22 protein-coding genes, 1 pseudogene and 1 riboswitch are annotated in these 26910 nt (G+C 53.4%); of the genes and pseudogenes, 3 read left to right on the top strand and 20 right to left on the bottom strand.

Annotated features, from left to right (window positions below):
- Positions 1–231: 231 nt before the first annotated feature.
- Positions 232–1032, bottom strand: coding sequence for a MetQ/NlpA family ABC transporter substrate-binding protein (locus ACFWUB_RS08075; RefSeq protein ID WP_416183787.1), 801 nt, complete (start codon positions 1030–1032; stop codon positions 232–234).
- Between the two features lie 33 nt (positions 1033–1065).
- A riboswitch (SAM riboswitch) is annotated at positions 1066–1159 on the top strand.
- A gap of 106 nt (positions 1160–1265) precedes the next feature.
- Here ACFWUB_RS08075 and ACFWUB_RS08070 point away from each other — a divergent pair.
- Both ACFWUB_RS08070 and metF read left to right on the top strand, forming a co-directional pair.
- Positions 1266–2096 (top strand): MetQ/NlpA family ABC transporter substrate-binding protein, encoded by an 831-nt coding sequence (locus ACFWUB_RS08070; protein WP_416183786.1) that lies wholly within the window; start codon positions 1266–1268, stop codon positions 2094–2096.
- A 47-nt stretch (positions 2097–2143) separates the two neighbouring features.
- Positions 2144–2997, top strand: a pseudogene (gene metF, locus ACFWUB_RS08065) (methylenetetrahydrofolate reductase [NAD(P)H]).
- A 175-nt stretch (positions 2998–3172) separates the two neighbouring features.
- On the opposite strand, the gene speC reads toward metF, so the two are convergent.
- On the bottom strand, positions 3173–5332 hold the full coding sequence (speC, locus tag ACFWUB_RS08060) for an ornithine decarboxylase (protein ID WP_416183785.1): 2160 nt from the start codon (positions 5330–5332) through the stop codon (positions 3173–3175).
- 393 nt (positions 5333–5725) lie between these two features.
- Between speC and ACFWUB_RS08055 the strand changes: the two genes are divergently transcribed.
- A complete protein-coding gene (locus tag ACFWUB_RS08055; RefSeq protein WP_416183784.1) occupies positions 5726–6931 on the top strand; it encodes a Fic family protein in 1206 nt (401 codons plus the stop codon).
- A gap of 346 nt (positions 6932–7277) precedes the next feature.
- Here ACFWUB_RS08055 and ACFWUB_RS08050 read toward each other — a convergent pair whose 3' ends face one another.
- From ACFWUB_RS08050 to ACFWUB_RS07965, 18 genes are all read right to left on the bottom strand, one after another.
- Entirely contained in the window at positions 7278–8450 is a 1173-nt protein-coding gene (locus ACFWUB_RS08050) for an acetylornithine transaminase (RefSeq protein ID WP_416183783.1), read from the bottom strand.
- 19 nt (positions 8451–8469) lie between these two features.
- Entirely contained in the window at positions 8470–9378 is a 909-nt protein-coding gene (gene argB / locus ACFWUB_RS08045) for an acetylglutamate kinase (RefSeq protein WP_292282337.1), read from the bottom strand.
- 17 nt (positions 9379–9395) lie between these two features.
- Positions 9396–10121, bottom strand: coding sequence for an arginine biosynthesis protein ArgJ (locus tag ACFWUB_RS08040; RefSeq protein WP_292282339.1), 726 nt, complete (start codon positions 10119–10121; stop codon positions 9396–9398).
- Between the two features lie 27 nt (positions 10122–10148).
- Positions 10149–11093, bottom strand: a complete 945-nt coding sequence (gene argC, locus ACFWUB_RS08035) for an N-acetyl-gamma-glutamyl-phosphate reductase (protein ID WP_416183782.1) — start codon at positions 11091–11093, stop codon at positions 10149–10151.
- Positions 11094–11324: 231 nt separating this feature from the next.
- Positions 11325–12254: a S66 peptidase family protein gene (locus tag ACFWUB_RS08030; protein ID WP_416183781.1), complete on the bottom strand. Its 930-nt coding sequence runs from the start codon at positions 12252–12254 to the stop codon at positions 11325–11327.
- Complete coding sequence (locus tag ACFWUB_RS08025; RefSeq protein ID WP_416183780.1) at positions 12251–12724, bottom strand: hypothetical protein; 474 nt, start codon at positions 12722–12724, stop codon at positions 12251–12253. Before ACFWUB_RS08025 ends, ACFWUB_RS08030 begins: the two co-directional genes overlap by 4 nt.
- 1413 nt (positions 12725–14137) lie before the next feature.
- On the bottom strand, positions 14138–17341 hold the full coding sequence (carB, locus tag ACFWUB_RS08020; protein WP_416183779.1) for a carbamoyl-phosphate synthase large subunit: 3204 nt from the start codon (positions 17339–17341) through the stop codon (positions 14138–14140).
- Between the two features lies 1 nt (position 17342).
- Entirely contained in the window at positions 17343–18401 is a 1059-nt protein-coding gene (gene carA, locus ACFWUB_RS08015; protein WP_020310981.1) for a glutamine-hydrolyzing carbamoyl-phosphate synthase small subunit, read from the bottom strand.
- A complete protein-coding gene (locus ACFWUB_RS08010) occupies positions 18401–19687 on the bottom strand; it encodes a dihydroorotase (RefSeq protein WP_292262009.1) in 1287 nt (428 codons plus the stop codon). Before ACFWUB_RS08010 ends, carA begins: the two co-directional genes overlap by 1 nt.
- Positions 19671–20615, bottom strand: a complete 945-nt coding sequence (locus tag ACFWUB_RS08005) for an aspartate carbamoyltransferase catalytic subunit (RefSeq protein WP_416183778.1) — start codon at positions 20613–20615, stop codon at positions 19671–19673. The genes ACFWUB_RS08010 and ACFWUB_RS08005 overlap by 17 nt, the downstream gene beginning before the upstream one ends.
- A gap of 208 nt (positions 20616–20823) precedes the next feature.
- A complete protein-coding gene (locus ACFWUB_RS08000; protein ID WP_292108153.1) occupies positions 20824–21321 on the bottom strand; it encodes a copper amine oxidase N-terminal domain-containing protein in 498 nt (165 codons plus the stop codon).
- 183 nt (positions 21322–21504) lie between these two features.
- Positions 21505–22440: a hypothetical protein gene (locus ACFWUB_RS07995; RefSeq protein ID WP_416183777.1), complete on the bottom strand. Its 936-nt coding sequence runs from the start codon at positions 22438–22440 to the stop codon at positions 21505–21507.
- A 24-nt stretch (positions 22441–22464) separates the two neighbouring features.
- Positions 22465–23052, bottom strand: coding sequence for an orotate phosphoribosyltransferase (gene pyrE, locus ACFWUB_RS07990; RefSeq protein WP_027895355.1), 588 nt, complete (start codon positions 23050–23052; stop codon positions 22465–22467).
- A 6-nt stretch (positions 23053–23058) separates the two neighbouring features.
- Entirely contained in the window at positions 23059–23772 is a 714-nt protein-coding gene (pyrF, locus tag ACFWUB_RS07985; RefSeq protein ID WP_416183776.1) for an orotidine-5'-phosphate decarboxylase, read from the bottom strand.
- An 87-nt stretch (positions 23773–23859) separates the two neighbouring features.
- Complete coding sequence (locus ACFWUB_RS07980; protein WP_301877350.1) at positions 23860–24789, bottom strand: NAD-dependent epimerase/dehydratase family protein; 930 nt, start codon at positions 24787–24789, stop codon at positions 23860–23862.
- A 60-nt stretch (positions 24790–24849) separates the two neighbouring features.
- A complete protein-coding gene (locus ACFWUB_RS07975) occupies positions 24850–25656 on the bottom strand; it encodes an HD domain-containing protein (RefSeq protein WP_416183775.1) in 807 nt (268 codons plus the stop codon).
- Positions 25657–25961: 305 nt separating this feature from the next.
- On the bottom strand, positions 25962–26111 hold the full coding sequence (locus tag ACFWUB_RS07970; protein WP_279133106.1) for a hypothetical protein: 150 nt from the start codon (positions 26109–26111) through the stop codon (positions 25962–25964).
- Between the two features lie 10 nt (positions 26112–26121).
- The gene (locus ACFWUB_RS07965) at positions 26122–26844 is read right to left on the bottom strand and encodes an ATP-binding protein (RefSeq protein ID WP_416183774.1); all 723 of its coding nucleotides are present in this window, start codon (positions 26842–26844) and stop codon (positions 26122–26124) included.
- Positions 26845–26910: the final 66 nt, after the last annotated feature.

Below are 26910 nucleotides of genomic sequence, written 5' to 3'. Positions count from 1 at the left end.
GATACACGTTTCTTTGATAGCGGTGGAAATACACCGTCGCACCCTACTGGTCACCGTTCAGGCCGCATCTCCCGAATCCATTCTATCCGCCGGTCCGTGCCGAACTCCCACTGCCATCGGCTCGCTGGAACTGCCACAATCGGATATACTCGTTTCGTTCATCGACAAATCCATTTAGATTTTGCTTTATTATATACTTGTAACGCGCCTATTGTCAAGCCTTAGGCCCGCCTATTCAGCCGGTTCGATGGTGCCGTTGTATTTATCGGCAATGAACTTCTTGACAGCATCGGAATGGAAGATTTCAGCAATCTTCTTGTACGTCGGGTTGTCCTTGTCCTGAGCCCGGACAGCCAGGACCATGACGGCCAGCGGTTCGTCTTTCGGTTCCAGGAAGATGCCCTGTTCTTTGACGTTGAGGCCGGCGCTCATGACGTAATTCATAGTGATGACAGCGGCATCGACATCACCGAGGCTGCGCGGCAACTGGGCCGCTTCGATTTCCTTGAACTGGAAATGCTTGGGATTATCGACAACATCAGCCGGTGTAGCTTTGAAACCGACACCGTCCTTGAGTTTCAAGAGGCCAGACCGCTGAAGGAGTGCCAAGCCGCGGCCACCGTTGGTCGGGTCATTGGGGATAGCAATGACGGCACCGTCGGGCAAAGCGTCGACACTCTTATATTTATCACTGTAAATCCCCATGCGCATGAGGATCGTATTGCCGATAGGCACTAAATCAGTGCCATTCTGCTTATTGAAATTATCCAGGAATGGCTTGTGCTGATAGCTGACCAAGTCAATATCTCCATCAGCCAGGGCCTTGTCCGGCGTAATGTAGTCGGAAAATTCGACAACCTTGATGTGAATCCCCTGTTTTTCCGCTTCCTTAGCCACGGCTTCGACGACTTCAGCATGAGGACCCGCTGTGGCTCCGATCTTGATTTCCTTGTCGCTGCTGCCGGCACTCTGGCCATTAAGTATAGTTTTGTCAATGCCCTTAAGATAGACCTTGACAAATAGCCTATCCATGATAAACTAAGAATCAAGACAACTTTAGAACGACATTTATCCAGAGTGGTGGAGGGACTGGCCCTATGAAACCCGGCAACCGACGATGACGGTGCTAATTCCTGCGGATTATTCCGAGAGATAAAGAATCAGCCATCAAACCTCTTTCTCTTTCGGAAAGAGGTCTTTTTTATGGATAAAATGACGGAACAGGATAGTCTATATTATTCTATATTTTGTTAGGAGGAATCTTCATGAAAAATCTCAAGAAACTCTCGCTTCTCGCCGCTTCGGCCCTGCTGGCCGTCGCTTTCCTGGCTGCCGGCTGCGGCAGTGATTCCGCTTCCAGCGGCTCGTCTTCCAAGAACACGACGGTCACCGTCGGCGCTACGCCCGTACCGCACGGCGAAATCCTCAACGAAATCAAGCCGCTCCTGGCCAAAGAAGGCGTCGACTTGAAAGTCGTCGAATTCACGGATTACGTCAAACCGAACTTGGCCCTCAACGACAAGGAACTGGATGCCAACTTCTTCCAACATTCGCCGTACCTCGACAAATTCAACAACGAACACGGCACGAAACTGAAAGCCATCGCCAAGATCCACGTCGAACCGATGGGCATTTATTCCCACAAAATCAAGGATTTGAAAGACCTGCCGGATGGTGCTAAAGTCGCCATTCCTAATGACCCGACCAACGGCGGTCGCGCCCTCCTCATCCTGCAGAGTGCCGGTCTCATCGGCTTGAAAGACGGCGGTAACATCACATCGACCGTACAGGATGTCGAAAAGAACGACAAGCATCTCCAGTTCGTCGAACTCGAAGCCGCTCAGATTCCCCGTTCCATCGATGACGTAGACATCGCTTTGATCAACACCAACTTCGCTATGGAAGCCGGCCTCAATCCGCTGAAAGACGCTCTCTTCCTGGAACCGAAGGATTCGCCGTACGCCAACGTCCTCGTCATCCGTGAAGGCGATGAAAATCGTCCGGAAATCCAGAAACTCGTCAAAGCCCTCCAGTCTCCGGAAGTCAAGAAATTCATTGAAGACAAATACCAGGGCGCAATCCTGCCGAGCTTCTAATAAAAGTTGGATGTTTGACGTTTGATATTGAGGGGGAATTCATATACATGCATACGAATGAGCTTTTTGCCAAAAAAACGGTCTTTTCTTTTGAAGTCTTTCCACCGAAACGGGACATTCCCGTCGAAACGGTCTATCCGACCCTGGACGAGCTGAGCCAGCTCCATCCTGACTTCATCAGCGTCACCTGCGGCGCCGGCGGCACGGGCGGCAACCGTACCGTCGAAGTCGCTACGTACATCAAGCAGTTAGGCTGCGAAACGGCGGCCCATATGCCCTGCATCTACCTCACGGAAGAAGCAGCCCTGCAGAACTTGAAAGAATTGAAAGAAGCGGGCATCGAAAACATCCTGGCCCTGCGCGGCGACGAAGTACCGGGCCGCGAACGGGCTCACGTCTTTGAACATGCCAGCGACCTCGTAGCCTTCATCAAAGAAAAGGAACCGGACTTCAACGTCATCGGCGCCTGCTATCCCGAAGGCCATACCGAAGCCAAGACCCTGGCTGCCGACATCCGCAACTTGAAGACCAAAGTCGACGCCGGTGCCAGCGAGCTCATTTCTCAGCTATTCTTCGACAACGCCCTTTTCTACCGCTTCCTCGAACGCTGTGAAATCGCCGGCATCAACGTCCCCATCGAAGCCGGCATCATGCCCGTCACCAATAAAGCTCAATCGAACGCATGGTCACCATGTGCGGCGCTACACTCCCCATCAAATTCCAGCGGGCCATTGCAAAATACGGTGACACTCCCGAATCCATGCGCGACATCGGCATCGCCTACGCCATCGACCAGATCGCCGACCTCCTGGCCAACGGCGTAGACGGCATCCACGTCTACACCATGAATAACCCGTACATCGCCAAAAAAATCGCCGAAGCCGTAAAGACATTGTTATAGAAATCTTTGTACATCACCTCTATAGTAGGGGCTTGCACGTGGCAAGCCCGTCCCAGAACATTAGCGAGTCTCAAGTTCAGGGAATGCATTGCCAAATCTCTAGCGGGTCGCCCACGTGGCGACCCCTACAGTGAAAAAAAGAGAGGCTGTCTTAATACGACAGTCTCTCTTTTTTTCACTCTTTCAGCACATACCCATAGGCGTGGATGCGTCCATCGTCTTCTTTTTCCAGATAGACGCCCTGGATTTCCGAGGCGAAGCCCGGCAATTCATTGAGGCCTTCTTCCAGGGCCTTGAAATACTGGACTGCCGTATGGGACCAGCGTTCGCCCGGGACGACGCAGAGGACGCCCGGCGGGTACGGCAGAGCGCCTTCGAGGGCGATGCGGCCTTCGATTTCATCGAGGGGCACCAGCTCACCCTGGCCGCGGATGAAAGCGTATTGCGCATCCTGGGCATTCATGGCGTATTCCGGCAAGTATTCCCGACGGAAGAGTTTCTTCTGCAGGTCCTTGACGTTCCGCGCCTTATAGAAATCATGCATTTCCTGACAGAGTTGGCGAATCGTATAGCCGGCGTAGCGGTCCGGATGTGAGTTGTAGACGCCGAGGAGGACTTCCTGCATGGGGACATCGTGGTCGACGAAGCGTTCAAAACGGACCAGCTGGGACACGAGGAGGCGCATCTTATTCTTATTTTCAGCCGGTGTCAGCAGGAAGAGGATCGAATTCAAATCACATTTTTCCGGGATGACGCCGTTACCGCGAAGGTACGTCGCCAGGATGTTGGCATGGATACCGAAATCTTCGTACTGTCCCGATTCAGCGTCGATGCCCGGTGTCGTCAATAACAATTTGCAGGGGTCGACGAGGTATTGCCCCGGCCCGTATCCTTCAAAAGCATGCCACTTGGCATCCGGTTCAAAGGTGAAATAAGCCAGGTCGTTGGCCATGTCATCTGTATTGCCATCCTGCCAGGGTTTGCCGTAGACCGTCGGTGCCACGAACGGCCGGATATAGTGGCAGCGGCGCAGGATATCCTTGCGGGCTTCGATACCCATTTTCACGCAGTCCATCCACATCTTGCGGCCAGCCGCACCGGCATGGATTTTGGCGTTGACAGCGATAGTGGCGAACATGGGATAAAAAGGACTCGTCGACGCATTGGCCATAAAGGCATTGTTGAAGGTCTTGTGGTTGCAGTAGCGGGGCTGGTTATGGATATGGTTGTCCTTCTTGTGGATCTGCGAAGCCTGAGAAAAACCAGCCTGCTGCTTATGGACCGACTGGACGACCATGATGCCCGGATCGTCTTCATGCAAATCGAGGAGCAGCGGCGAGCAATCCTTGAGCATGGGAATGAACTGTTCATAGCCGACCCAGGCCGAATCAAAGAGGATGTAGTCGCAGAGATGGCCGATGCGGTCGACGACGTAGCGGGCATTGTACAGCGTCCCGTCATAAGTGCCGAGCTGGATGACAGCCAGGCGGAAAGGCCGCTTGGCCTTGGCTTTTTCCGGAGCCCGTTCGGCTGCCAGCTGGCGCAGATACGTTTCATCGAAACAGTGGGCGTCGATGCCGCCGATGAAGCCATAGGGATTGCGGGCCGTTTCCAAATAGACCGGCGTCGCCCCGGCCTGGATGAGAGCCCCGAGAGCGACGGACTTGTGATTGTTGCGGTCATAGAGAACCAAGTCGCCAGGCGTCAGCAAGGCATTGGTGACGACCTTATTGGACGACGAAGAGCCATTGAGGACGAAATAGGTCTTATCGGCATGGAAGACTTCGGCTGCAAAATCCTGCGCTTCCAAAGCCGGCCCTTCGTGGATGAGCAAATCACCGAGGGTCACGTCGGCATTACAGATATCGGATTGAAAAATATGAGGTCCATAGAAATCATAAAGATAGCGTCCTGCCGGATGCTTCTTGAAAAACAGGCCGTCCTGATGGCCCGGGCAGTCAAAAGGCGTATTCTTTTCACTGACGTAATCGACGAGGTCGGCAAAAAACGGCGGCAGCACAGCATGTTCATAGCGGCTGGCCAGGCGTTCGGCCGTCGAAATACAGCGGCTCTTATTGACCATTTCTTCCGTAAAGACGACATCGACCTTGTCGATATACTGGTCCGGCATCTTCTCGCCGCCCGGCATGATGACCATGATGGGAATACCGAATCCCGTTTCATCGATCTTGTCGATGTAGGCAAAATCCTGGTCCGAAATAACCGCTACGGCCACATCGGTGAAATCCGTCTGCTCAACAGGCACGATTTCCCGGTCGCTGTCAACGAAATAATACTGTACATCAAAGCTGTAAGCTATCTTCAAATGTTTCATATGTCTTCTCTCCCTATCCTCTTCCTTTGCATTGATATTTTAATAAATACAGCCCTATTGTACGCAATTCCCCCATGAATAGCAAGAAAAATATTTCGCAAACAGTACATTGGGGCCTAAAAAGTCGTTCATCGTAGGTCGTTCGTCGTTCATCGAATATGGGGCCTGACGGCCCCGCCGGTCGCAGGCCGCCAAAGGCGGTCTGAGAGGTTAAAGGTCGCCCCCTACGCACAAGGCCGTTGGCCGTGTATTTTTTTGCGAACTGCGACCTGAGCTCTATACTGGTCATATTATCAATTGCCGAGTATAATAAAAGTGAAACCTCAAAATTTCCATTTTTTGAGGTCTCAGAATCATGAGATAGCAAAAATCGCTTTTTTTGAGGTAACTGCCATGAAATATGAATCCCTGTATTCACTCTATTACAAAGACAGCCAAATATGGGAAAAAGTATATCAGGAACGGTTTCACAGCCCCTTTAGCCGTCATTTGCCTTTGGCGATAAAGCAGTATCATCGTTGGCAAAGCCATCCTGCTTTTTTCTGCTATAGCGAAGAAATCGCCTTATCCTTGGAAAAAATTGCCAGCGAAGTCATGGACTGTCTTGACATTATACATCAAGTTCCACCGGCCGCTATCTCGCAGTTTTTGCATACGTCCCTGGTTGATGAAATCAAATCGACCAATGACATTGAAGGCGTCCGCAGTACGAGGAAAGAAATCTTGATGGCTTTTTCCGTCCCCGAATCGGAACAGTCATTTTACCGTCTGGGCAGCATCGTCAACAAATACATCAAAATCATTCAAAAAGAATACATCCCTTTAACTACCAGCCAGGATATCCGCCAGCTTTTCGACGATTTTCTGGCCGATGAAATTAAACGAGATGACCCCAAAAATCTCCCTGATGGGAAAATCTTTCGTAAGGATCGTGTCGACATCGTCTCACCGGCACAAAAAACTATCCATCAAGGAGTCTATCCGGAATCAGCTATCATTCAAATGATGGACGCAGCCCTCGATGTGCTGAATGACAAGACCATCCCTTATTTAATCCGTGTTGCTATCTTTCACTATTTCTTTGGCTACATCCATCCTTTCTATGATGGAAATGGCCGAATGGCGCGATTCATCACGTCTTATTTGTTGGCATTGCATTTACATCCCGCAATAGCCCTGCAAGTTTCTATCTTAATCAAAAAATACCGCAAAAGATACTACGACCTGTTTTCACATACCGATGCCGACATCAATCGCGGAGATTTGACCCCCTTCATCATAGGAACCTTGAAATTCATCGAACAGGCCACGCTTTTCACACACCATACACTCAAACATAAATATCAAACTTATCAAAAAGCCAAAGAAAAACTCACCCAAACGCCGTCCTTGTCAACGAAAAATAAAACCACCGCTGCGATTTGCGATATCCTGCTACAAGCGGCTATCTTTTCCGACATCGGCGTTTCCGTAAAAGAAATCATAGAAACCCTAAACATTTCCGAAAACACAGTCTACAATCATCTGAAAAAAATTCCTGAAGAATATCTGTGGATAAATAAAGAAATACGGCCATACCGCTACCAATTGCGGTTATAAGGGCCTGACGGCCCCGCCGGTCGCAGTTGGCAGTTCGCATGCCGCCTCGGACTCAAATGCCGCTTCGCGGCAACAGACTCAGAATGACGACATCGCCTCGAGTGCCCCTTGGCTCGTCAAAAAATAGTGGCTCGTTGTTCGTGGCTCGTAAAAACTTACCATTATACTCGAATGGGCTGTTATGAAATCTCTCTGGCGGGCTTCCCACGGGAAGCCCCTACAGTTCGGCCATGGGCCGTGTGTATTTTTGCGAACGGCTAACAGCTAGCTGCTGACTGCCAAAAAGGCGCTGTCGCATGTGCGACAGCGCCTTTTTCACTACAAACTTGATACTGCAAACTATATTCTATTTATCGATGACTTCCTTGACGATGCTGATAGCTTCTTTCAATTCATCCCAGGGGATGTTGAGCGGCGGCAGGAGGCGCAGGAGGCCGTTGGCCGTGAGGACGAGGACGCCGTGGTCGACGCAGCCTTCTACGACGTCCATGAGGGCTTTATTCTTGAGGGTGACGCCAATCATGAGGCCCATGCCGGATACGTGGTCGACGTGTTCGCACTGTTCCAGTTCTTCTTTGATGTATTTCCCTTTTTTCCGGACTTCTTCCATGAGGGCGTCGTCGAGGCGGTCGATGATGGAAATGCCACCGGCCGTGCAAATCGGGTTGCCGCCAAAAGTCGAACCATGGGTATGGTTGGTCAGGGTATGCTGCGTCGAATCGGCGAACATCGTAGCCCCCAAGGGCAGGCCGCCGCCGATGGCTTTAGCCGTCGAAATGATATCGGGCTGGATGCCGTAGCCCATGTAGGAATAGAGATAGCCCGTCCGGCCATTACCGGTCTGGACTTCGTCGACGATAATCAGGATATCGTGGGCATGCGCATATTCTGCGACCTGCTGGACATATTCTTTGTCGAGGGGATGGACGCCGCCTTCGCCCTGGACCATTTCCATCATGATGGCGCAGACGTTATTTTCTTCGCAGAGCCGCTTCATATCGGCAAAATCATCAGGTTCCGCATAGACGAAGCCGTCGACGAAGGGCCCGAAGTCTTCATGGAGCGAGTCCTGGCCGCACGCCGTCAAGGTGGCAATGGTCCGGCCGTGGAAGCTGTTCTTCAAGGTGACGATGGTATAGCGGCCGTCGCCGTATTTGTCGTGCGAATATTTGCGGGCCGTCTTGATGGCACATTCATTGGCTTCGGCACCGGAGTTCGAGAAGAAGACCTTCTTCATGCCCGTCTTCTGGCAGAGTTTTTCGGCCAGGACGGTCTGGGGTTCCGTAAAGAAGACGTTGGAAATATGGCTCAATTTATGGAGCTGCGTTTCGACGGCATGAATCCACACGTCATCACAGACACCAAAAATGTTGACAGCAATACCGGCGCTGAGATCGATGTATTTCTTGCCATCGACGTCATATAAAATCGCACCTTTGCCGTGATCCAATACAGCCCCGACCCGGTTGTATACATTGACGATATATTCTTTATCAAGGTTTTTATAATCTTCTGCCATTAGGGGATTCCTTCTTTCTTTATTTACCGATAGAGTAATGTCCTACGAACATCGTGCCCAGGCCTTCTTCGGTGAGCATTTCGATGAGGATGGCATGGGGAACCGTGCCGTTGATGATGAACACGCGCTTGACGCCGGCCTTGATGGCATCGGTGCAGCACTGGACTTTGGGAATCATGCCGCCGGCGATGATGCCGTCGTTTTCCAGCTGCCGCGCCTGGTCGAGGGTGATTTCCGTGAGCAATGAATCGGGATCGTCCTTATCTTTGAGGACACCGTCGATATTGGTCATGGACAGCATACATTCTGCATTGAGGGCGCCGGCAATCTTGGCGGCTGCCGTGTCGGCATTGATGTTATAAGCCTGGCCGTTGGTGTCGGTCCCGATGGTCGAAATGACCGGGATATAGCCTTTATCCAGGTTATCTTTGATGATGGAAACGTCGACGTCGGTAATGCGGCCGACGTAGCCCAGTTCATCGCTCTGTTTCTGGACTTTGATCATCTGGTCATCGATGCCGCAGAGGCCGATGGCTTTGCCGCCGATGGTCCCGATGAGGTTGACCAGGTCCTTGTTGACCTGACCGGCCAGGACCATCTGGACGACTTTCATCGTTTCTGCATCGGTGACGCGCAGGCCGTTGAGGAATTTCGATTCCATGCCCAATTTATTGAGCGTCTCTTTGATGTGCGGGCCGCCGCCGTGGACGAGGACGACCTTGACGCCGATGAGGTTCAAGAGGACGATATCGCCCATGACCGATTTCCTCAGGTCTTCGTTGATCATGGCATTGCCGCCGTATTTGACGACGACGATTTTGTTGCTGTATTTCTTGATGTACGGCAGGGCGTTCATCAAAATCTGCGCCTTCTGGGCATTGGTTACGGATTTGACATCTTCCGAGACGAGTTCGATTCGTTTAAACATTACAATAGATTCCCCCATTAACTGCAGGCCTTCAAGGAATTTTGGAAGCCTAATTTTTTCAATAACTGTTCCAGTCCATCAGCCAGTACCTCCTGACTGCACGGGCTGCTGCCGGCCATGCCGTTGGCCATGACGATGAACGTAAAGTTTTCCGTATCGATGGCCGCCTTGGCCTGAGCCAGGGCGCCTTCGATGACAGCACTGCCGGCCTGGGCATCGGTCATGATGACACATAAGCCGTCGCTGTCGGCCGTGCCGTCGGCGGCGACACCGCTCAGAGAACAGCCGGGCGTCCCACTGGACAAGGCTACCTGATAGGCCGTGACGTCGCCGGCATTATCCAGAACCGCTTCCAGCGGCTGGCTGTCGGTCCCCAATCCTGCCGTCAGCGTCTTGAGGCTGTGGATGAGCAGGGACGGGCGGAAATACTGGCCTTTGGCCCCGCTGGCGACCAGGGCGATATCGTCTGGCGCTTCATCCATGCATTTCCCGGCAGCCTGGCAGACTTCCTGAGAAATCTCATGGCCCCGCGGCCCATCAGGAAGGGCCGTACCGTTGTGCAGGAGCAGTACCTTACCGGACTGAGTCATCAGGCCCTGACTCGTGGCGGTAACGATGGAGCAGTCGCGTCGGCTTACGATCATGGCGACATCCAATTTCACACGGCTGCTGCATAATCCACTGTACGTACCGGCAGCCTGAAATCCTTGCGGTACGCTGAGGCTATCATAAACCTGACTCATACTGACTCCACCTTTCATCTGACTCATCTAATATTTTAAATTTAGCCCCGTCGTGGGATCGATGCCCATCATGAGGTTCATATTCTGAATGGCCGCACCGGAAGCGCCTTTGCCGAGGTTGTCGAACAAGGACGTGACCATGATGCGCTGGTCGTTGCCGGTGACTAAGATTTCCATATCGTCGTAGCCGCTCATGTCATTGGCTGCGATGAAGCCGCCCTTGTCTTCCCCAAAGGGCAGGACGTGGACGAAGGGGCAGCCGTCATAATGGTCGGCCAAGACCTGCCATACGTCCTGAGCCGTCACTTTCTTGGCCAGCAAGTGGCTGAAGAAAGGAATCATGACTTCCATGCCACTGTAATAATCATCGACAATAGGCGTAAAGACCGGTTCCTGCGTCAAATGGCAGATGGTGACGATTTCCGGCAAGTGTTTGTGCTGCTGGACCAGGCCGTACTGACGCGGTGCATATAAATCCTGGCTCTTGTCGCCTTCGTACTGGGCGATCATCTTCTTACCGCCGCCGCTGTACCCGGTCAGGGAGAACGCCGTTACGGGATAATCGGCCGGAACAATGCCGGCTGCCGTCAGGGGCTGGAGAATAGAAATGGCACCGCTGGCGTGGCAGCCCGGATTGCCGACGCGGTCGCTCTTGGCAATGGCTTCGGCCTGCTGCGGCGATAATTCGGGGAACCCATAAGTCCAGCCCGGTGCCACCCGCCGGCCTGTCGACGTATCGATGAGGCGGACGTCACAACCTTCAGCCAGCGTTACGGCTTCGGCTGCGGCACCGTCAGGGAGACAAAGGAAGGCGATGTCGGCCTGCTTCATGCAAGCCCGGATGGCATCGGGATCCTTGCGGACATCGTCGGCAATAGGAACCAGTTCAATGTCCTGACGGTTGCTGAGCCGTTCATGAATACGAAGGCCCGTCGTCCCTTCATGGCCATCAATGAATACTTTCGTTTTCACACTTCATCACTCCTATATCACATGGGCTGTGCCCTGACTATTCTTTGAATTTTTATTCATTATAGATGCATTTTAATATTTTGTCAAGAATTATACACGATTTTTTACATAAATAATCGCAAATAATCGTAGGGGCCGTCCCAAGGGCCTTTCTGGCCCGTCAGGTGCCGACCAACGGAAGGCGCAGGACGGTTGCCAGAACGGACAGCAGAGGCTGCGGCCCGCCTAACATCAACCATCAACAAAGGTAAGCGACGCGCCCTCCCTGTCAGCATCGAGCCGTCCTTCGACGCCGTAAGGCACGAAGGCCTTATCCCGGGTATGGCCGACGGGCAGGCCCTTAATGGCCGGTTTCCCTGCCAGATGAGCATAATAATCCAGCACCTGGTCCGTCGTGAAGTCGCCCGGATCATGAGGGCAGTCGGTGAAGTCACCATAGGCGATGGCGGCGACGCGGGACAAAAGGCCGCTTTGCCAGAGCTGGTTCAGCATGCGGTCGATACGGTAGGCATCTTCACCAGTATCCTCCAGGACCAGGATGCAGCCTGTCCCGTCAAGGGCATAAGGCGTGCCGACAAGGGACGTGAGGACCGTCAGATTGCCGCCGACAATCGGCCCTTCTGCCTGTCCCGAAACGACGGTCGTCAGCTTCCGCCCGGCCGGCAGGGCCAGGGGACCTTGCCATGCGTCTGTCGTAAGGCCCTGAAAGAACTGGCCTGCCGTATAGGCATCGGAGCCGCCGAGGGTGACCATGAGCGGCCCATTGGCCGTGACCAGGCGGCACTTTTCCCAGAGAGCAATCTGCAAAGCCGTCACATCACTGAAGCCGATGACCAGTTTAGGATGAGCGGCGATATAGTCGTAATCCAGCTTATCGAGGATGCGTGCCGAGCCATAGCCGCCATTGAGACAGAGGATGGCCTTGACGTCATCGTCGTAGAACAAGGCGTTGACATCGCGGGCCCGTTCCTCATCGGTCCCGGCAAAGAAGCCGTAACTCCCGGTAACCGTCGGCATCAGCTTGACGCGATAGCCGGCCCGTTCCAGCCTGTCCACAGCCGCGGAAATATCCTGGCCTTCATCATGTGTCGCCGGAGCTGCGATGCCGATACAGTCGCCGCGATGCAGAGCCGGTCCCCGGACGGCAGTCACGGCCTTCACTCCCCCTTGTAATAATGCTCCATACCCTTGGCATAGCCATAGTCGTCATTCAGATATTGGCCCGTCTTCTGCTTGTAACAGAGATTGACGGCGACGAAATCGGCAATCTGATTGTGCTTGATTTCCTTCTTGCGCATAGGGATTTCCTGCCAGCTATGGGTCGAATCATTATACAGCCAGGCCTGGCCATGAGCCACCTTATAAGTCAGGGTATACGTCCCTTCAATATTCCCCGAATCCTCTGGCGACCGGAAGAGATTGACCTTAAAAATCCAGCCCTGACCATCATCCTTCACGGTTTCCAGCGAACTCAAATCGACGTACATTTCATAACCCATGCCAAAATTAATCGGCCGGTAATGACTATTCGCAGCCAAAGGACTGTTGAAAAAAGCCTGACTGCCGGCAAAACCGCCTAGAGCCATGGCCAATCCCAAAGACAATGTAAGTATACCGTGTTTCAGTTTCATAGATACCACCCTTTCTCATGCTGAGATTATTATACCACAGGGGAAATCGTTCATCGATGTAGGGGCCGACATAACCGGCGGCCCGCAGTCCGCAGTCGGCCGTTCGCATTCCGGAAATCCTCCCCTAATAGGGGAGGTGCCTCGAAGAGGCGGAAGGGTTGCTCCTCACATCTCCCCCATTCGGATTCAGATGCTGCTTCGCAGCGCCAGGTTCACGGGATTGTATGGGCGCAGGAGCGCCTGAAGGCGGCTCATCGCCTGTCGGCGATGTCGCACGCCGGATTTTTACACGTGGCTACTCCCGTGCTGTAGGGGCGCCCATAATCGGGCGCCCGCTATGCGCCGCAGAGGTCACCCGAAGCCGCATTGTCAGTCTGAGTCCAAGCCGTTATAGCGAAAACATACCCCGAGACCTGTAGGGGCGCCCATAACCGGGCGCCCGTTATGCGCTGGAGGGGCACCCGAAGCCGCATTGTCAGTCTGAGTCCAAGCCGTTATGGCGAAAACATCCCCCGAGACCTGTAGGGGCGCCCATAACCGGGCGCCCGCTATGCGCCGCAGGGGTCACCCGAAGCCGCATTGTCAGTCTGAGTCCAAGCCGTTATGGCGAAAACATCCCCCGAGACCTGTAGGGGCGCCCATAACCGGGCGCCCGCTATGCGCCGCAGGGGTCACCCGAAGCCGCATTGTCGGTCTGAGTCCAAGCCGTTATGGCGAAAACATGCCCCGAGACCTGTAGGGGCGCCCATAACCGGGCGCCCGCTATGCGCCGCAGAGGTCACCCGAAGCCGCATTGTCAGTCTGAGTCCAAGCCGTTATGGCGAAAACATCCCCCGAGACCTGTAGGGGCGCCCATAACCGGGCGCCCGTTATGCGCTGGAGGGAGCACCCGAAGCCGCATTGTCAGTCTGAGTCCAAGCCGTTATGGCGAAAACATCCCCCGAGACCTGTAGGGGCGCCCATAACCGGGCGCCCGTTATGCGCCGCAGTGGTCACCCGAAGGCGCATTGTCAGTCTGAGTCCAAGCCGTTATGGCGAAAACATCCCCCGAGACCTGTAGGGGCGCCCATAACCGGGCGCCCGCTATGCGCCGCAGGGGTCACCCGAAGCTGCATTGTCAGTCTGAGTCCAAGCCGTTATGGCAAAAACATACCCCGAGACCTGTAGGGGCGCCCATAACCGGGCGCCCGTTATGCGCTGGAGGGAGCACCCGAAGCCGCATTGTCAGTCTGAGTCTAAAGGCGCGCAGCGCCATCTGAATCCGAGAACGGCGATGCGCCAGCGAGCCCGTCCCGCAAACGACGAACGATGAACGAACTACGACAAACGACATGCAAAAAGGGATTGTGCACGATGGCAGAAACCTTCGTGCACAATCCCTTTACCGGACTGCGGCCGGCGGACTGCGTTATTTTATTCCATGTCGTAATCCTGCAAGGCAGCGACGTGGTGATAGCCTTCGTTTTTGCCTTTGTTGGCAAAGACGCGGAGGACTTCACGGGCTGTATCGAGGGAGGTCAGGCAGGGAACGGCGAGTTCTACGGCCATACGGCGGAGGTTGAAACCGTCGCGTTCCGGGTGTTTGCCATAGGTCAGGGTATTGAGGACCAAGTCGATTTTGCCGTTGCGGATCAGGGTGGCGATATTCTGGCCGCCTTCGTGGATCTTGCGGACGATGTCGACGGGCATGCCGTGGTCGTTGAAGTATTTGCCTGTCCCTTCGGTGGCGATGATGTGATAGCCCAATTCCTTGAAGCCTTCAGCCAGCTGGAGGGCTTCGGCTTTATCGCGGTCGGCGACGGTGACCAGGATCGTACCGCCAGCGGGGATCTTCATCTTAGCGCCATTGACGGCTTTGTACAGGGCTTCGGAGTACGAATGGCCGATACCCATGACTTCGCCAGTCGATTTCATTTCCGGCCCGAGGGCGATTTCAGCCAGGCCGATCTTGCTGAACGAGAAGACCGGAGCCTTGGCGGCGACGTGTTTCTTGGCCGGCATGAGACCGCTGTGATAGCCCATGTCCTTCAAAGTTTCGCCGAGGGCGATGCGGGTTGCGATTTCGACAATCGGGAAATGGGTGACCTTGCTCAGGAAGGGAACGGTACGGCTCGAACGCGGGTTGACTTCGATGATGTACAATTTACCGCGGGAGACGACGAACTGGATGTTGACCGAACCTTTTACCTGCAATTCCAGGGAAATGCGCGTCGTGTAATCGACGATCTGGTCGATCATATCCTGGTCCAGGTGCTGCGGCGGATAGACGGCAATGGAATCACCAGAATGGACGCCGGCCCGTTCGACCTGTTCCATAATGCCCGGAATATAGACATCCGTACCATCGGCGACGGCGTCGACTTCGACTTCACGGCCGACCATGTATTCGTCGATGAGGATCGGATGATCCGGTGAAGCGATGACGGCTTCACGGAGATAGCGTTCCAATTCTTTTTCGTTATAGACGATTTCCATAGCCCGGCCGCCGAGGACGTAAGACGGGCGGACGATGAGCGGGAATTCCAATTCCTTGGAAACCTTCATGGCTTCTTTATCGCTGGTAGCGATGCGGCCGTCCGGACGGGGAATGTTCAATTTGGCCAGGACTTCGTCGAAGCGTTCGCGGTCTTCGGCGCGGTCCATGCCGTCAACAGACGTACCGAGGACGGTAACGCCCCGTTTGGCCAGTGGAGCTGCCAGGTTGATAGCCGTCTGGCCGCCGAACTGGCAGATGACGCCGACCGGTTTTTCCTTGTCAACGACAGCCATGACGTCTTCGACGGTGAGCGGTTCAAAGTACAGGCTGTCCGACGTATCGAAGTCGGTGCTGACCGTTTCCGGGTTGTTGTTGACGATGATGCTGTTCATGCCGGCTTTGCGCAGGGCCCAGGCCGAATGGACCGAGCAGTAGTCGAATTCGATACCCTGACCGATGCGGATTGGGCCGGAACCGAGGACGATGACGCTCTTCTTGCCCAGGGGCTTGACTTCGTCTTCGTCGGCATAGCACGAATAGTAATACGGCGTAGCGGCTTCAAATTCGGCAGCGCACGTATCGACCATCTTGAAGGTCGGCGTAATGCCGTGGTCGAGGCGGAACTGGCGGACTTCGTCTTCCGTCTTGTTGGTGAAGCCGGCGATGACGGCATCGGGCATGCTGTAGCGTTTAGCCAGGCGGATGTTATCGACCGTCAGGTTGTTGCGCTTCAAGTCGAATTCCAAGTCGATGATGTTCTTGATCTTATGGAGGAACCACAGGTCATAGCCCGTGATGTAATGAATCTTTTCTTCGCTGATGCCGAGGCGCAGGGCCTGAGCGACGACGAAGAGCCGTTCATCATCCTGTTTCTGCAGAAGTTCGACGATGTCGATGAGGGACTTGCTTTCGAGCTTCTTCATGGAAATATAGTTGACGCCGATTTCCAGGGAGCGGACGGCTTTGAGCAGGGCCCCTTCAAAGCAGCGGTCGAGGGCCATGACTTCGCCCGTAGCCTTCATCTGCGTGCCCAGGGTCTTGTCGGCGAGGGCGAATTTTTCAAAAGGCCAGCGCGGGAATTTGACGACGCAATAGTCGAGGGTCGGTTCGAAGCAGGCCGTCGTCTTGCCCGTAACGGCATTGGTAATCTGGTCCAGGGTCAGGCCTGTAGCGACTTTGGCGGCAACTTTGGCGATAGGATAGCCCGTCGCTTTGGAAGCCAGGGCCGACGAACGGCTGACACGGGGATTGACTTCGATGACGTAATACTGGTTGCTGTTCGGGTCCAGGGCGTACTGGACGTTGCAGCCGCCTTCGATCTTCAAGCGGCGGATGATGTCCAGCGATGCCGTACGCAGCATCTGGTACTGCAAGTCGTTCAGGGTCTGGCTCGGTGCGACGACGATGGAGTCGCCCGTATGGATGCCGACTGGGTCGATGTTTTCCATGTTGCAGACGATGATGCAGTTGTCGGCCTTATCGCGCATGACTTCGTATTCGATTTCCTTCCAGCCGGCAACGGAGCGTTCGACGAGGATCTGGTTGATCGGGCTGAGTTTGATGCCGCGCGTAGCGATCATGAACAATTCGTCTTCGTCGTGGGCGATGCCGCCGCCGGTACCGCCGAGGGTAAAGGCCGGGCGGACGATGATCGGATAACCGATTTTATCGGCAAATTCAATAGCCGACGGGACATCTTCAAAGATATCGCTTTCCGGTACCGGCTGGTTGATGTCCTTCATGGCTTTCTTGAAGAGTTCGCGGTCTTCCGCTTCTTCAATAGCCGACAGATGCGTCCCGAGGAGCTGGACGTTATATTTTTCCAGGACACCGGCGTTAGCCAGTTCGACAGCCATATTCAGGCCGACCTGGCCGCCAAGGGTAGCCAGCAGGCCGTCAGGCCGTTCTTTTTCAATGACTTCCGTCACGTAGTCGAGGGAAATCGGTTCGACATAGACACGGTCGGCAATGTCTTCGTCGGTCATGATCGTCGCCGGGTTGCTGTTGATGAGGACGACTTCCAGTCCTTCTTCCTTCAAGGCGCGGCAGGCCTGAGTGCCGGCATAGTCGAATTCAGCGGCCTGACCGATGATAATAGGGCCCGAACCGATAACGAGTACTTTCTTCAATCCTTCTATCATGTTAGTTTTCCTCCATCATCTTGACGAATTGTGTAAACAGATACAAATTATCAGTCGGTCCCGGCGAAGCTTCCGGATGGTACTGGACGCACATGATCTTCTTGGACGGGACTTCAAAACCTTCGAGGGTGTTGTCGTGGAGGTTGCGATGGGTGATGACGACGTCATCGGGCAGAGAGGCTTCGTCGATGACATAGCCGTGGTTCTGGGACGTGATGTAGACGCGGCCCGTGCGAATATCCTTGACCGGATGGTTGGCACCGCGGTGGCCGAAGGTCAGCTTGCGGCTCTTGCCGCCCAGAGCCAGGCCGAGCATCTGAAGGCCCAGGCAGATGCCGAAAATCGGTTTCTTGCCGATCATCTTCTTGACTTCTTCGACGATGTACGGGACGTCTTTCGGGTCGCCAGGGCCGTTGCTCAGGAAGATACCGTCCGGATTGACGGCCAGGACTTCTTCAGCCTTGGTTTCAGCCGGGAAAAGGGTCAGGCGGCAGTCGCTGTTGACCAGTTCGCGCAGGATGTTGGCTTTGGCACCGTAATCCATGACGGCGACATGGAAGCGGCCATCGCCCATATGCTTGATTTCACGCGTCGTGACGCGGCGGACGAGCTGCGTTTCCAGCGGCGTATCGAAGAGTTCCTTGATAGCGCTTTCTTCCATCGTTTCCGGCACGATGACGCCTTTCATGACGCCCTGGCTGCGGATGGCCCGCGTAATGGCACGCGTATCGACGCCGTAGAGGCAGGGGATGTGGTGTGTCATAATAAAGGTAGACAGCTTGCCTTCGTTCTGCCAGTTGCTCGGTTCTTCACAGAGCTCGCTGACGATGAAGCCGGCAGCATAGGGACGGTCGGCCTGTTCGATTTCGTGGAACAAACCGTAGTTACCGATGAGCGGGTAGGTCATGGTAATGATCTGACCGGCATAGGACGGATCGGTGAACGTTTCCTGATAGCCTGTCATGCCCGTATTGAAGACAACTTCGCCGACAGCCGGTTCATCCATCAGCATGTTGCCATAAAACTTCTGTCCATTCTCTAATATGAGGACACCTTTCATTATAAAACCTCCCCGTTTTTCATTACAATTTCACCATTGACGATGGTAGCTGCGGCCTTGCCTTTGAAAATCATTTCATCGAAAGGCGACGCTTTTCCCTTAGAATAGAATTTCGAGGAATCTACCGTCCATTCTTTATCGAGATCGAGTACGGTCAAATCGGCATCCTTGCCCGGTGCGATGACACCGGCATCGAGGCCGAGGATCTTGGCCTGTGCCGTCGACATGGCATTGACCAGAGTCATGAGGTCGATATGACCCGTATGATACATATAAGTCAGCATGGCGCCGACGCTCGTTTCCAAGCCGACGAAGCCGCTGGGAGCCAGGTTGAATTCCTGGTCCTTTTCTTCCCATTCATGCGGTGCGTGGTCGGTGACGACGGCATCGATGGTGCCATCCTGCAGGCCGGCGACGCAGGCTGCGCGGTGTTCTTCCGAGCGGATCGGCGGGTTGACTTTATACCGTGTTTCAAAAGTGCGCAGGGCTTCATCGGTCAGGATGAGGTGCTGCGGCGTGACTTCCGCCGTGACCTGGACGCCGCGCTTCTTGGCCTGGCGGACCAGTTCGACAGCGTTCTTGGTGCTGATGTGAGCGATGTGGACCGGCGTGTGTGTCGCTTCGGCCAGGAAAATATCGCGGGCGACGGCAATGTCTTCAGCGACAGCCGGACGGCCTTTGATGCCCAATTCGTTGGAAACGACGCCTTCATGCATGTTGCCGCCTTCGACGAGGCTCTGTTCTTCGCAGTGGTCGATGATGACCTTGTGGAACATGCTGGCATATTCCATGGCTTTGCGCATGAAATCGCAGTTTTCGACGTAACGGCCGTCATCGGAGAAAGCGGCGACGCCTTCTTTGGCCATGGCGCCCATAGCGGCCAGTTCCTGGCCCTGGAGGCCCTTGGAGATGGCGCCGATGATTTCGACTTTGACTTTGGCTTCCCGTTCGATCTTATACTTCATGCCGTCGACGATGATTGCCGAATCGATGACCGGCTTGGTATTCGGCATGGTCGCAACGCGGGTGATGCCGCCGGCAGCAGCTGCCTTCGTCCCCGTTTCAATCGTTTCCTTGCCGGACTGGCCGGGCTGGCGGAGATGGACGTGCATATCGATGAAGCCCGGTGCTACGACGAGGCCCGATGCGTCGAAGATTTCGGCGCCGTCAGCGCTCAGATTGGCTCCGATTTCCTTAATTTTACCATTTTCAATGAGAATGTCACAAATTTCATCCTGCTGCATGGCCGGATTTACGACTCTGCCGCCTTTAACGAGTAGTGTCAACGTCATCGCCTCCCATAATTGTCAGATATAATACGGCCATACGGACGGATACGCCGTTCTTGACCTGTTCCTGAATCGAAGAAAATTCACTGTAACATGTATCCGGTTCGATTTCGATGCCCCGGTTCATGGGGCCCGGATGAAGGACGAGGACGTCGTCTTTAGCCCACTTGAGGCGGTCGCGGTTGACACCGAAGAGCGAATTGTATTCACCGGCGCTGGGGAAGAAGCCGATGCCCTGTCGTTCTTTCTGGATACGCAGGACGTTGATGACGTCTGCATCCTGGATGGCTTCCTTCAAGTCGTAGTGGACTTTGACGCCCATGGCTTCCAATTCCGGCTGGAGCAGTGTCCGCGGACCGACGAGGTGGACGTCAGCACCCATGGTCTTGAGGCCGTAAATATTGGAGCGGGCGACGCGGCCGTGGTCGATATCGCCGACGATGACGACCTTCAAGCCGTCGATATGGCCTTTGACTTCCTGAATGGTGAACATGTCGAGGAGGCCCTGCGTCGGATGTTCGTGGGCGCCATCACCGGCGTTGATGATGATCGGGTCGACGCAGCGGTCGGCAAACCAAGGCGAACCTTCCTGTTTCTGACGCATGACGATGGCATCGACACCCATGGCCGTTACCGTCAGCAGGGTATCGCGGAAACTTTCGCCTTTCTGGATGGAGCTTCCCCGCGGCGTGAAGTTGATGACATCGGCGCCGAGATACTTGGCAGCCATTTCAAAGGAACCGCGCGTACGCGTGCTCGGTTCCCAGAACATGTTGACCACCGATTTCCCTTTGAGCAGGGATAACTTCTTATTCCCGCTGTTGACGACGGCTTTCATCTTCTTAGCTACCTGCAGTATCAACTCAATTTCTTCTTTCGGTACTCCCTGGAGCCCCAACAGGCTTTTGCCCTGTATACTAACCATCGAATCCTCCTTGTAAAAAAAGACCTCTGCCGCAGGGCAAAGGTCATATTATAAGCATGGCAAAATATGTCCCTTTTTAGCCTCTCCGGACTATATTAAAGGTTCAATCTGAAAGTATTAGAATCGCACAGCCTCACGGGACTGCCACATATTCTTCTATATATTGTATCGGCCAGGGCCTATAAAGTCAAGCAGTTTTTTCACGACTTCAATCCGTCGACGCCGGCGTAATCGTCACGGCCTGGGGCGTAATGGTGACGCTGTTGTAAAAGGCTTCAAAGAGCTGGGCCGGGACGTACATCGTACCGTTGACATTGACCGGGCCGGCACCGTACTGGAAGATGTGGTTCAAGTTGACCTTCTTGATCGTCCCGATCCGTTCGTACCAGTCTTCACCGGGTTTGACGATGATATAGGCGATATTCATCTCGACGCGGACGCTCTGGTCGTCAGGATCCCAGGTCACGGTATAACCGAGCTGTTCCGCCACTTTACGCAGAGGAATCATGACCACGTTATTTTCCTGTAATACGGCTCCATCAGCCGGGTCCATGACCTTGCCGGCAACGGTCAGCTGGCACTGCTGCACAGCCGTCAGCCCCGGAATCGACGTATACGGCCCCATAACCGGCCCTTCATCATAGGCCCAGGCCGGCCCGCAAGCCAAAGCCGCCACGACCATGGCTAAGATAATACTCTTCTTCATAAGGGATTCCCCCTTTATCCAAAACACAAAAATGAGTCATAAATAAGGACATATATAATATATTCGACAAATCCCGCCGTTTTCCTGCTAATATTTGAAAGAACGCAGGTCGCCCCTGGCTCCCCTATAAAGGGAGCCTTGCAAAAAAAGCGCTGCCATAGAAGACAGCGCTTTTTTGCAAAACTAAAAATCAAAGAATCCCGTCTGGTCAGCCATGGGTACGACGGGGAATCCCGTCGGTACTGGCTGGATGATCATGAACACCAGGGCTGCCAGGACGGCAATGCCCAGGGTGAGGTACGAGAAGCTTCCCTTTTCTTTATGTTCATACAAGCCGAACAGGCGGATGCCGACGGCCGAGCCGATAGTAGCGAACAGGGCGCCCAGCGAGAAATACTGGTACATGGCATACGACGCCAGCAGGCCGATGATCATGGCCCCGTTGATGACGATGGGATAGCACTTGGACAACACCGATTCGGGATTGCGGCGCATCGCCGTAAGCCAATCGGTCCCGTCGATACCGCTCAGGCCGGTGAGGAACGTCGATGCGTAGAGCATCTTATCCCACCAGGCCGTCCCCTTGCGGCGGTCTCCCGTCCGCCACATGACGAAGGCGTAAATCAAGATGGTCACGCCGCCGACGATGTAGTAGTAATTTTCCGGGATGAACTGGACGATAGCTGCACCGATAGTCACCAGGATACCGGCGATGACGACCATCTGGCCGATTTTCCCTTTCGTCGGCCGCGACTTGGCATCCATTTCCTTATAAATCTTGGCGAAGATTTCCATGAGGAAGGTAAAGACGAAGAAAACGATGCCGATGAAAGGATTGAGCGCAGCCAGAGCAATGGTGATCAAAATCGGGATGGCCAGGCGCATGCCAGGGAAAAAGGTGAAACTCTTGATCTTCATGACGTGAAGCTGAGAGTACACCGTAAAATACGTAAAGACATTGAACATCAACATAGCGGCAATACATTCGATGGGCTTAGCTCCCATGTACAAGAACATGAGGAGGACGCACATGCTCATATTGATACCCGTAAAGCGGGCGAACACCGTCCCCAGCAGGCCAGCCATGAAGAAAGGCGCTATGGCCGATAACATTTCCATGAACAAAACATCTCCTGATCCAGATTATTTCAGATGGTGGCTGCCCCGTTCGGTCATGGGGATGCCCTGTTTGCAGAGCGGGCATTCTTCCGGTTTGTACGTCGGGACGGTCAAATGCAGGAGAGCCTGGACTTTATCTTTCGGTACGCCAAATTCGGCCTTGCCGCCGCTGCGGTCGACGAGGAGGCCGACACCGACGATGACGCCGCCGGCTTTCTTGACGACATTGACGACTTCCTGGACGGAACCGCCAGTCGTGACGATATCTTCGACGATGAGGACGCGTTCACCCGGTTCGATGTGGAAACCGCGGCGCAGTGTCATAACGCCCTTTTCACGTTCCGTGAAGATAGCCCGCGTACCGAGTGCCTTGCCGACTTCATGAGCCAGCAGGATGCCGCCGGTCATAGGACCCATGACGGTCTGGACGTTCTGGTCCTTGAAGCGTTCTGCCAATTCCTTGCAGAGCTTTTCCGTATATTCCGGATGCTGGAGGACATTGAATTTTTCAACATAAAGCGGGCTGTGCAGGCCGGACGTCAAAAGGAAATGGCCTTCGAGAACGGCTTTCGTGTCAACTAACAACTGTCTTACTTCTTCTTCTGTCATCATAGTGAATCATACCCCCTGAATTTCTGCTAAAATCTTTTCGGCTGCTTCCTTCGGATCCGCGGCTTTCGTAATCGGCCGGCCGATGACCAAATGAGAAGCCCCGTCGCGGAGTGCCTGGGACGGCGTCGTAAAGCGCTTCTGGTCGTTGGCGACGGCAAAGGTCGGACGGATGCCCGGCGTGACGATGAGGAAATCGTGACCATTCATTTCCCGGATTTCCTTGGCTTCATACGGCGAAGAAACGGTCCCGTCGATACCGGCTTCCTTGGCCAGCTTTGCCAGATTCTTGACCGATTCGGCAATGCTGTACTTGCCGCCGATTTCCTTCCACGCGTCTTCGTCGATACTGGTCAGGACCGTTACAGCCAGCAGGCGCGGCCGTTCGATATTCAATTTGGCCGCTTCATCGCGGACAGCTTCGGCTGCCGCTTCCATCATAGCCCGGCCGCCTGTGCCGTGCAGCGTCATGAGGTCGGCGCCGAGACGGGTCAGGGCGCGGATGCTCTGGGCCACCGTATTGGGAATATCGTGGACCTTCAAATCGAGGAAAACATGTTTCCCCTGGTCCTTCAAATACCGTACTGCATCGGGACCGGCACTGTAAAAGAGTTCCATCCCGACTTTATAAAAAGAAACACTATCGCCAAGGGTTTCAACAAGCTTCTTCATATCATCCAGTGAATGGACGTCCAAAGCCGTAATGATGCGATCATCTGCCATAGGCTACCCCTCCTGTATATAAATGTATATAGGCATATCTAATTCATTGTGTCATGTTTTGGGAAGCCTGTCAAGGCAAAAAGCGCCTTACTTCATCCATTGGCTGCGATACCAGTCATAGGTCCGGCGGATTCCTTCTTCCAAATCCATTTCCGGCACAAAACCTAAATCCCTTTTCAAGGCCTCATTGCTGAGGACCGACCGCAGGATATCGCCCGTCCTGGGTGCCGTATACTGGACGGGGACCGTATAGCCCACGGCTTTTTCAAAACTGCGGATCAAATCGTTGATGCTCGTTTCCTGTCCGGTCGACACGTTCATCGTGTGACAGCCTTTGAGTGGCAGCGCCCGGATGATGGCCTGGGCGATATCGCCGGCATAGACGAAATCGCGGGTCTGATTGCCGTCGCCGAAAACCGTGATTCCCTGACGCTGGGACAAAAGCTTGCAGAAAATACTGACGACGCCGCCTTCGCCCTTTTCGCCCTGCCGTTCGCCATAGACGTTGGCAAAGCGGAAGACCGTCGCATCCATACCATATAATTCGTGATAGACCCGCAGGTAATGTTCCGTCGTCATCTTAGTGATACCATAAGGGGACGTCGGCACGAGCCGTTCCGTTTCTTTCAGGGGGATATGGAGGTTGTCGCCGTAGACAGCGGCACTGGACGAAAAAAGGATGTGCCCTGTGCCATGGATCCGGCAGGCTTCCAGCACGTGGAGGACGCCTTCCAGATTAATCTGGCAATCGAGGACAGGCTGTTCCACTGAAGTCGGGACCATCGTCTGGGCCGCCAAGTGGATGACGGCATCAAAGTGATGGTCGGCAAAAAGGGCATCTACAGCCGCTTCATCGCAGACGTCGCCTTCTACCAGTTCCATCCCAGCCGGTACATGTTCTTTGGATCCGCTGGACAAATTGTCAAACACGACGACATCCATATCGCGCCGTCCCTGGAGCTGTGCCAAAATGTGTGACCCAATGAACCCAGCACCGCCAGTAATCAATATTTCCATAATTTTAAGCCCCCTACTATTAAGGATACAATACTCATTTTGTCATCAATCAAATATATACTACATATTTTTATATATTGTATCAATAAATGAAGGATGAGGCAATGTTCCCGTCCTGCGAATCAAACGACGGATTTCTTCCAATTTACCTTCACTATCGGCGTTCTGCGAATGGAAATCGAGGAGCCTATCGAGATAGCCCTGTTCCCGCGCCAGCTGCTGGCTCCGGGGATAGACTAAATCAAAATAGAGGCAGAGGGCACCGACATAAAAGTCCATGAAGGTCTTCTTATCCTGCGTCCGCACCAGTTTCCCCTGGCGGGCCTGAGCCATGACGACATCGGAAATAGGCTGGTTTTCAAAGTCAGACCAGTCGACGTTCCAGATATTCTTCTTTTGGCGCATATACATGACATAAACCCGGAAAATATCGATTTTGTCGGCATCACGGATGAGTTGGCAAAAGAGCTGCTGCCGCGGCGTCAAATCCCGGCGAAGCTGGTAGACATTATGCTGGTCAATGGCCATACGGATAATATCATCCTGGCTCTCATCGTCGAGAAAATCGCGGATATGACCGTCATCAAATAAATAATGAGCGCCATACTTGGCATGGTCCATGGACCGGTAATCGACAAACGTATGGTACTCCCGCAACTGTTCAAAACGGCCGATGTCGTGGAGGATACCGATGAGCCAAGCCAAATCCCGGTCCGCCGAGGGCAAACCAAGACTCGCCGCAATTTCCTCACAAAGGGCACTGACCCGCAGCGAATGAGCATACTTCAAGCGCACGCCCTCCTCAGACTGATCAAAGCCATCGACATAACGCCGGAACTGGGCCACCACAAAATCCCTGTCTATCATTAAACCGCCATCTCCTAACCAGTATATTATACTATATTAAACATTCCATAAATTTTAAGGCTCCCCTAATAGGGGAGCTGTCAACAAAGCTGACTGAGGGGTTCTTCCGCCCTGCCGCTCGGACTCAGATGCGGCTGTGCCGCTTTAGACTCAAACTAACAATGACACCCCGGGTAGCCCCGGCGGACAGAAAGAAGCAGAAAAAAGCAGTGGAAAGCAGAGAAGTGCAGAAAACAGCAGCTTCTAGCTGTCTTTACTGCCTTAATCTGCACTTAGCTGATTTTTACTGCCTCTGGCTGCCCTCATCAGGACTGCGGACGGCCGGCTGCGAACTGCGGCGCCGTCAGGCGCCTCCCCCAGAGGCCGAGGTAGAAATAGGCGAGGCCGATGTAAGTGGCGCTGATGCTAATGATGCCGAAGAAGATGACGCTGAAGGTATAGGGCAGTTTGTTCATGGTGCAGGAATTATTTGAAATAATAAACTCCTTTTTTTTCTTTTCTGACAATACCGCAATCCATGGCTTTTTTCAGTATCCGAGATGCAGCATTTTCGCTTATTTCAAACTGCTTTGCCACAATCTGTCGATTAAAAGAATATTTATTTTCATAAGTAGACAATAATTTTATAATTTTATCCACTGTTACCGGCCGAAAAATTTTTTCCGTCTTTTGCCGTATATCAGTCCTTAAGACTTCGAGTTGCGTTTTCTCCGCAGTAAGTTGCGTTTTCTCCGTAGTAAGTTGCGTTTTCTCCGTAGTAAGTTGCGTTTTCCCCGTAGTAAGTTGCGTTTTTCCCGTAGTATGCTTTATTCTTGATGCAATTCCTCTATTCGGAAGAGATACAAGAAAGAAATATTCATTAGAATAAAAACTCGGTTTATTCTCATAATGGGTATATGAATTTATAATTCGACGTATCCCACTCCCTCGACGATCCATATAATGCAATCTCCCAAAAATATCTGAAATAATTTCATTTCTTCTCATAGACGGCACCGTTTTCAAATCCAAATCCTGAATACGGCTTCCATTCATCATACCTCCAGGAGAGGATATTTCCATCCGATCATCATACATATCAACATGTACCTCAGCCCCAATATTTTGATAATCTCTATGAATTAAAGCATTCACTAAAACCTCACGAACTGCTTTAAAAGGATAATCGCTTTTTTCTTCTCGCCGCATCCCTCTAATTGTCCACGGGTTCTTTGGTGCTAGCATATAAATAGGACAAGTCAAACTGAGGTTTCC

Source organism: Megasphaera sp. (genome assembly GCF_047831605.1).
GTDB classification, from domain to species: Bacteria; Bacillota; Negativicutes; order Veillonellales; family Megasphaeraceae; genus Megasphaera; species Megasphaera intestinihominis.
This window is presented reverse-complemented; position numbering and strand designations above follow the sequence as displayed.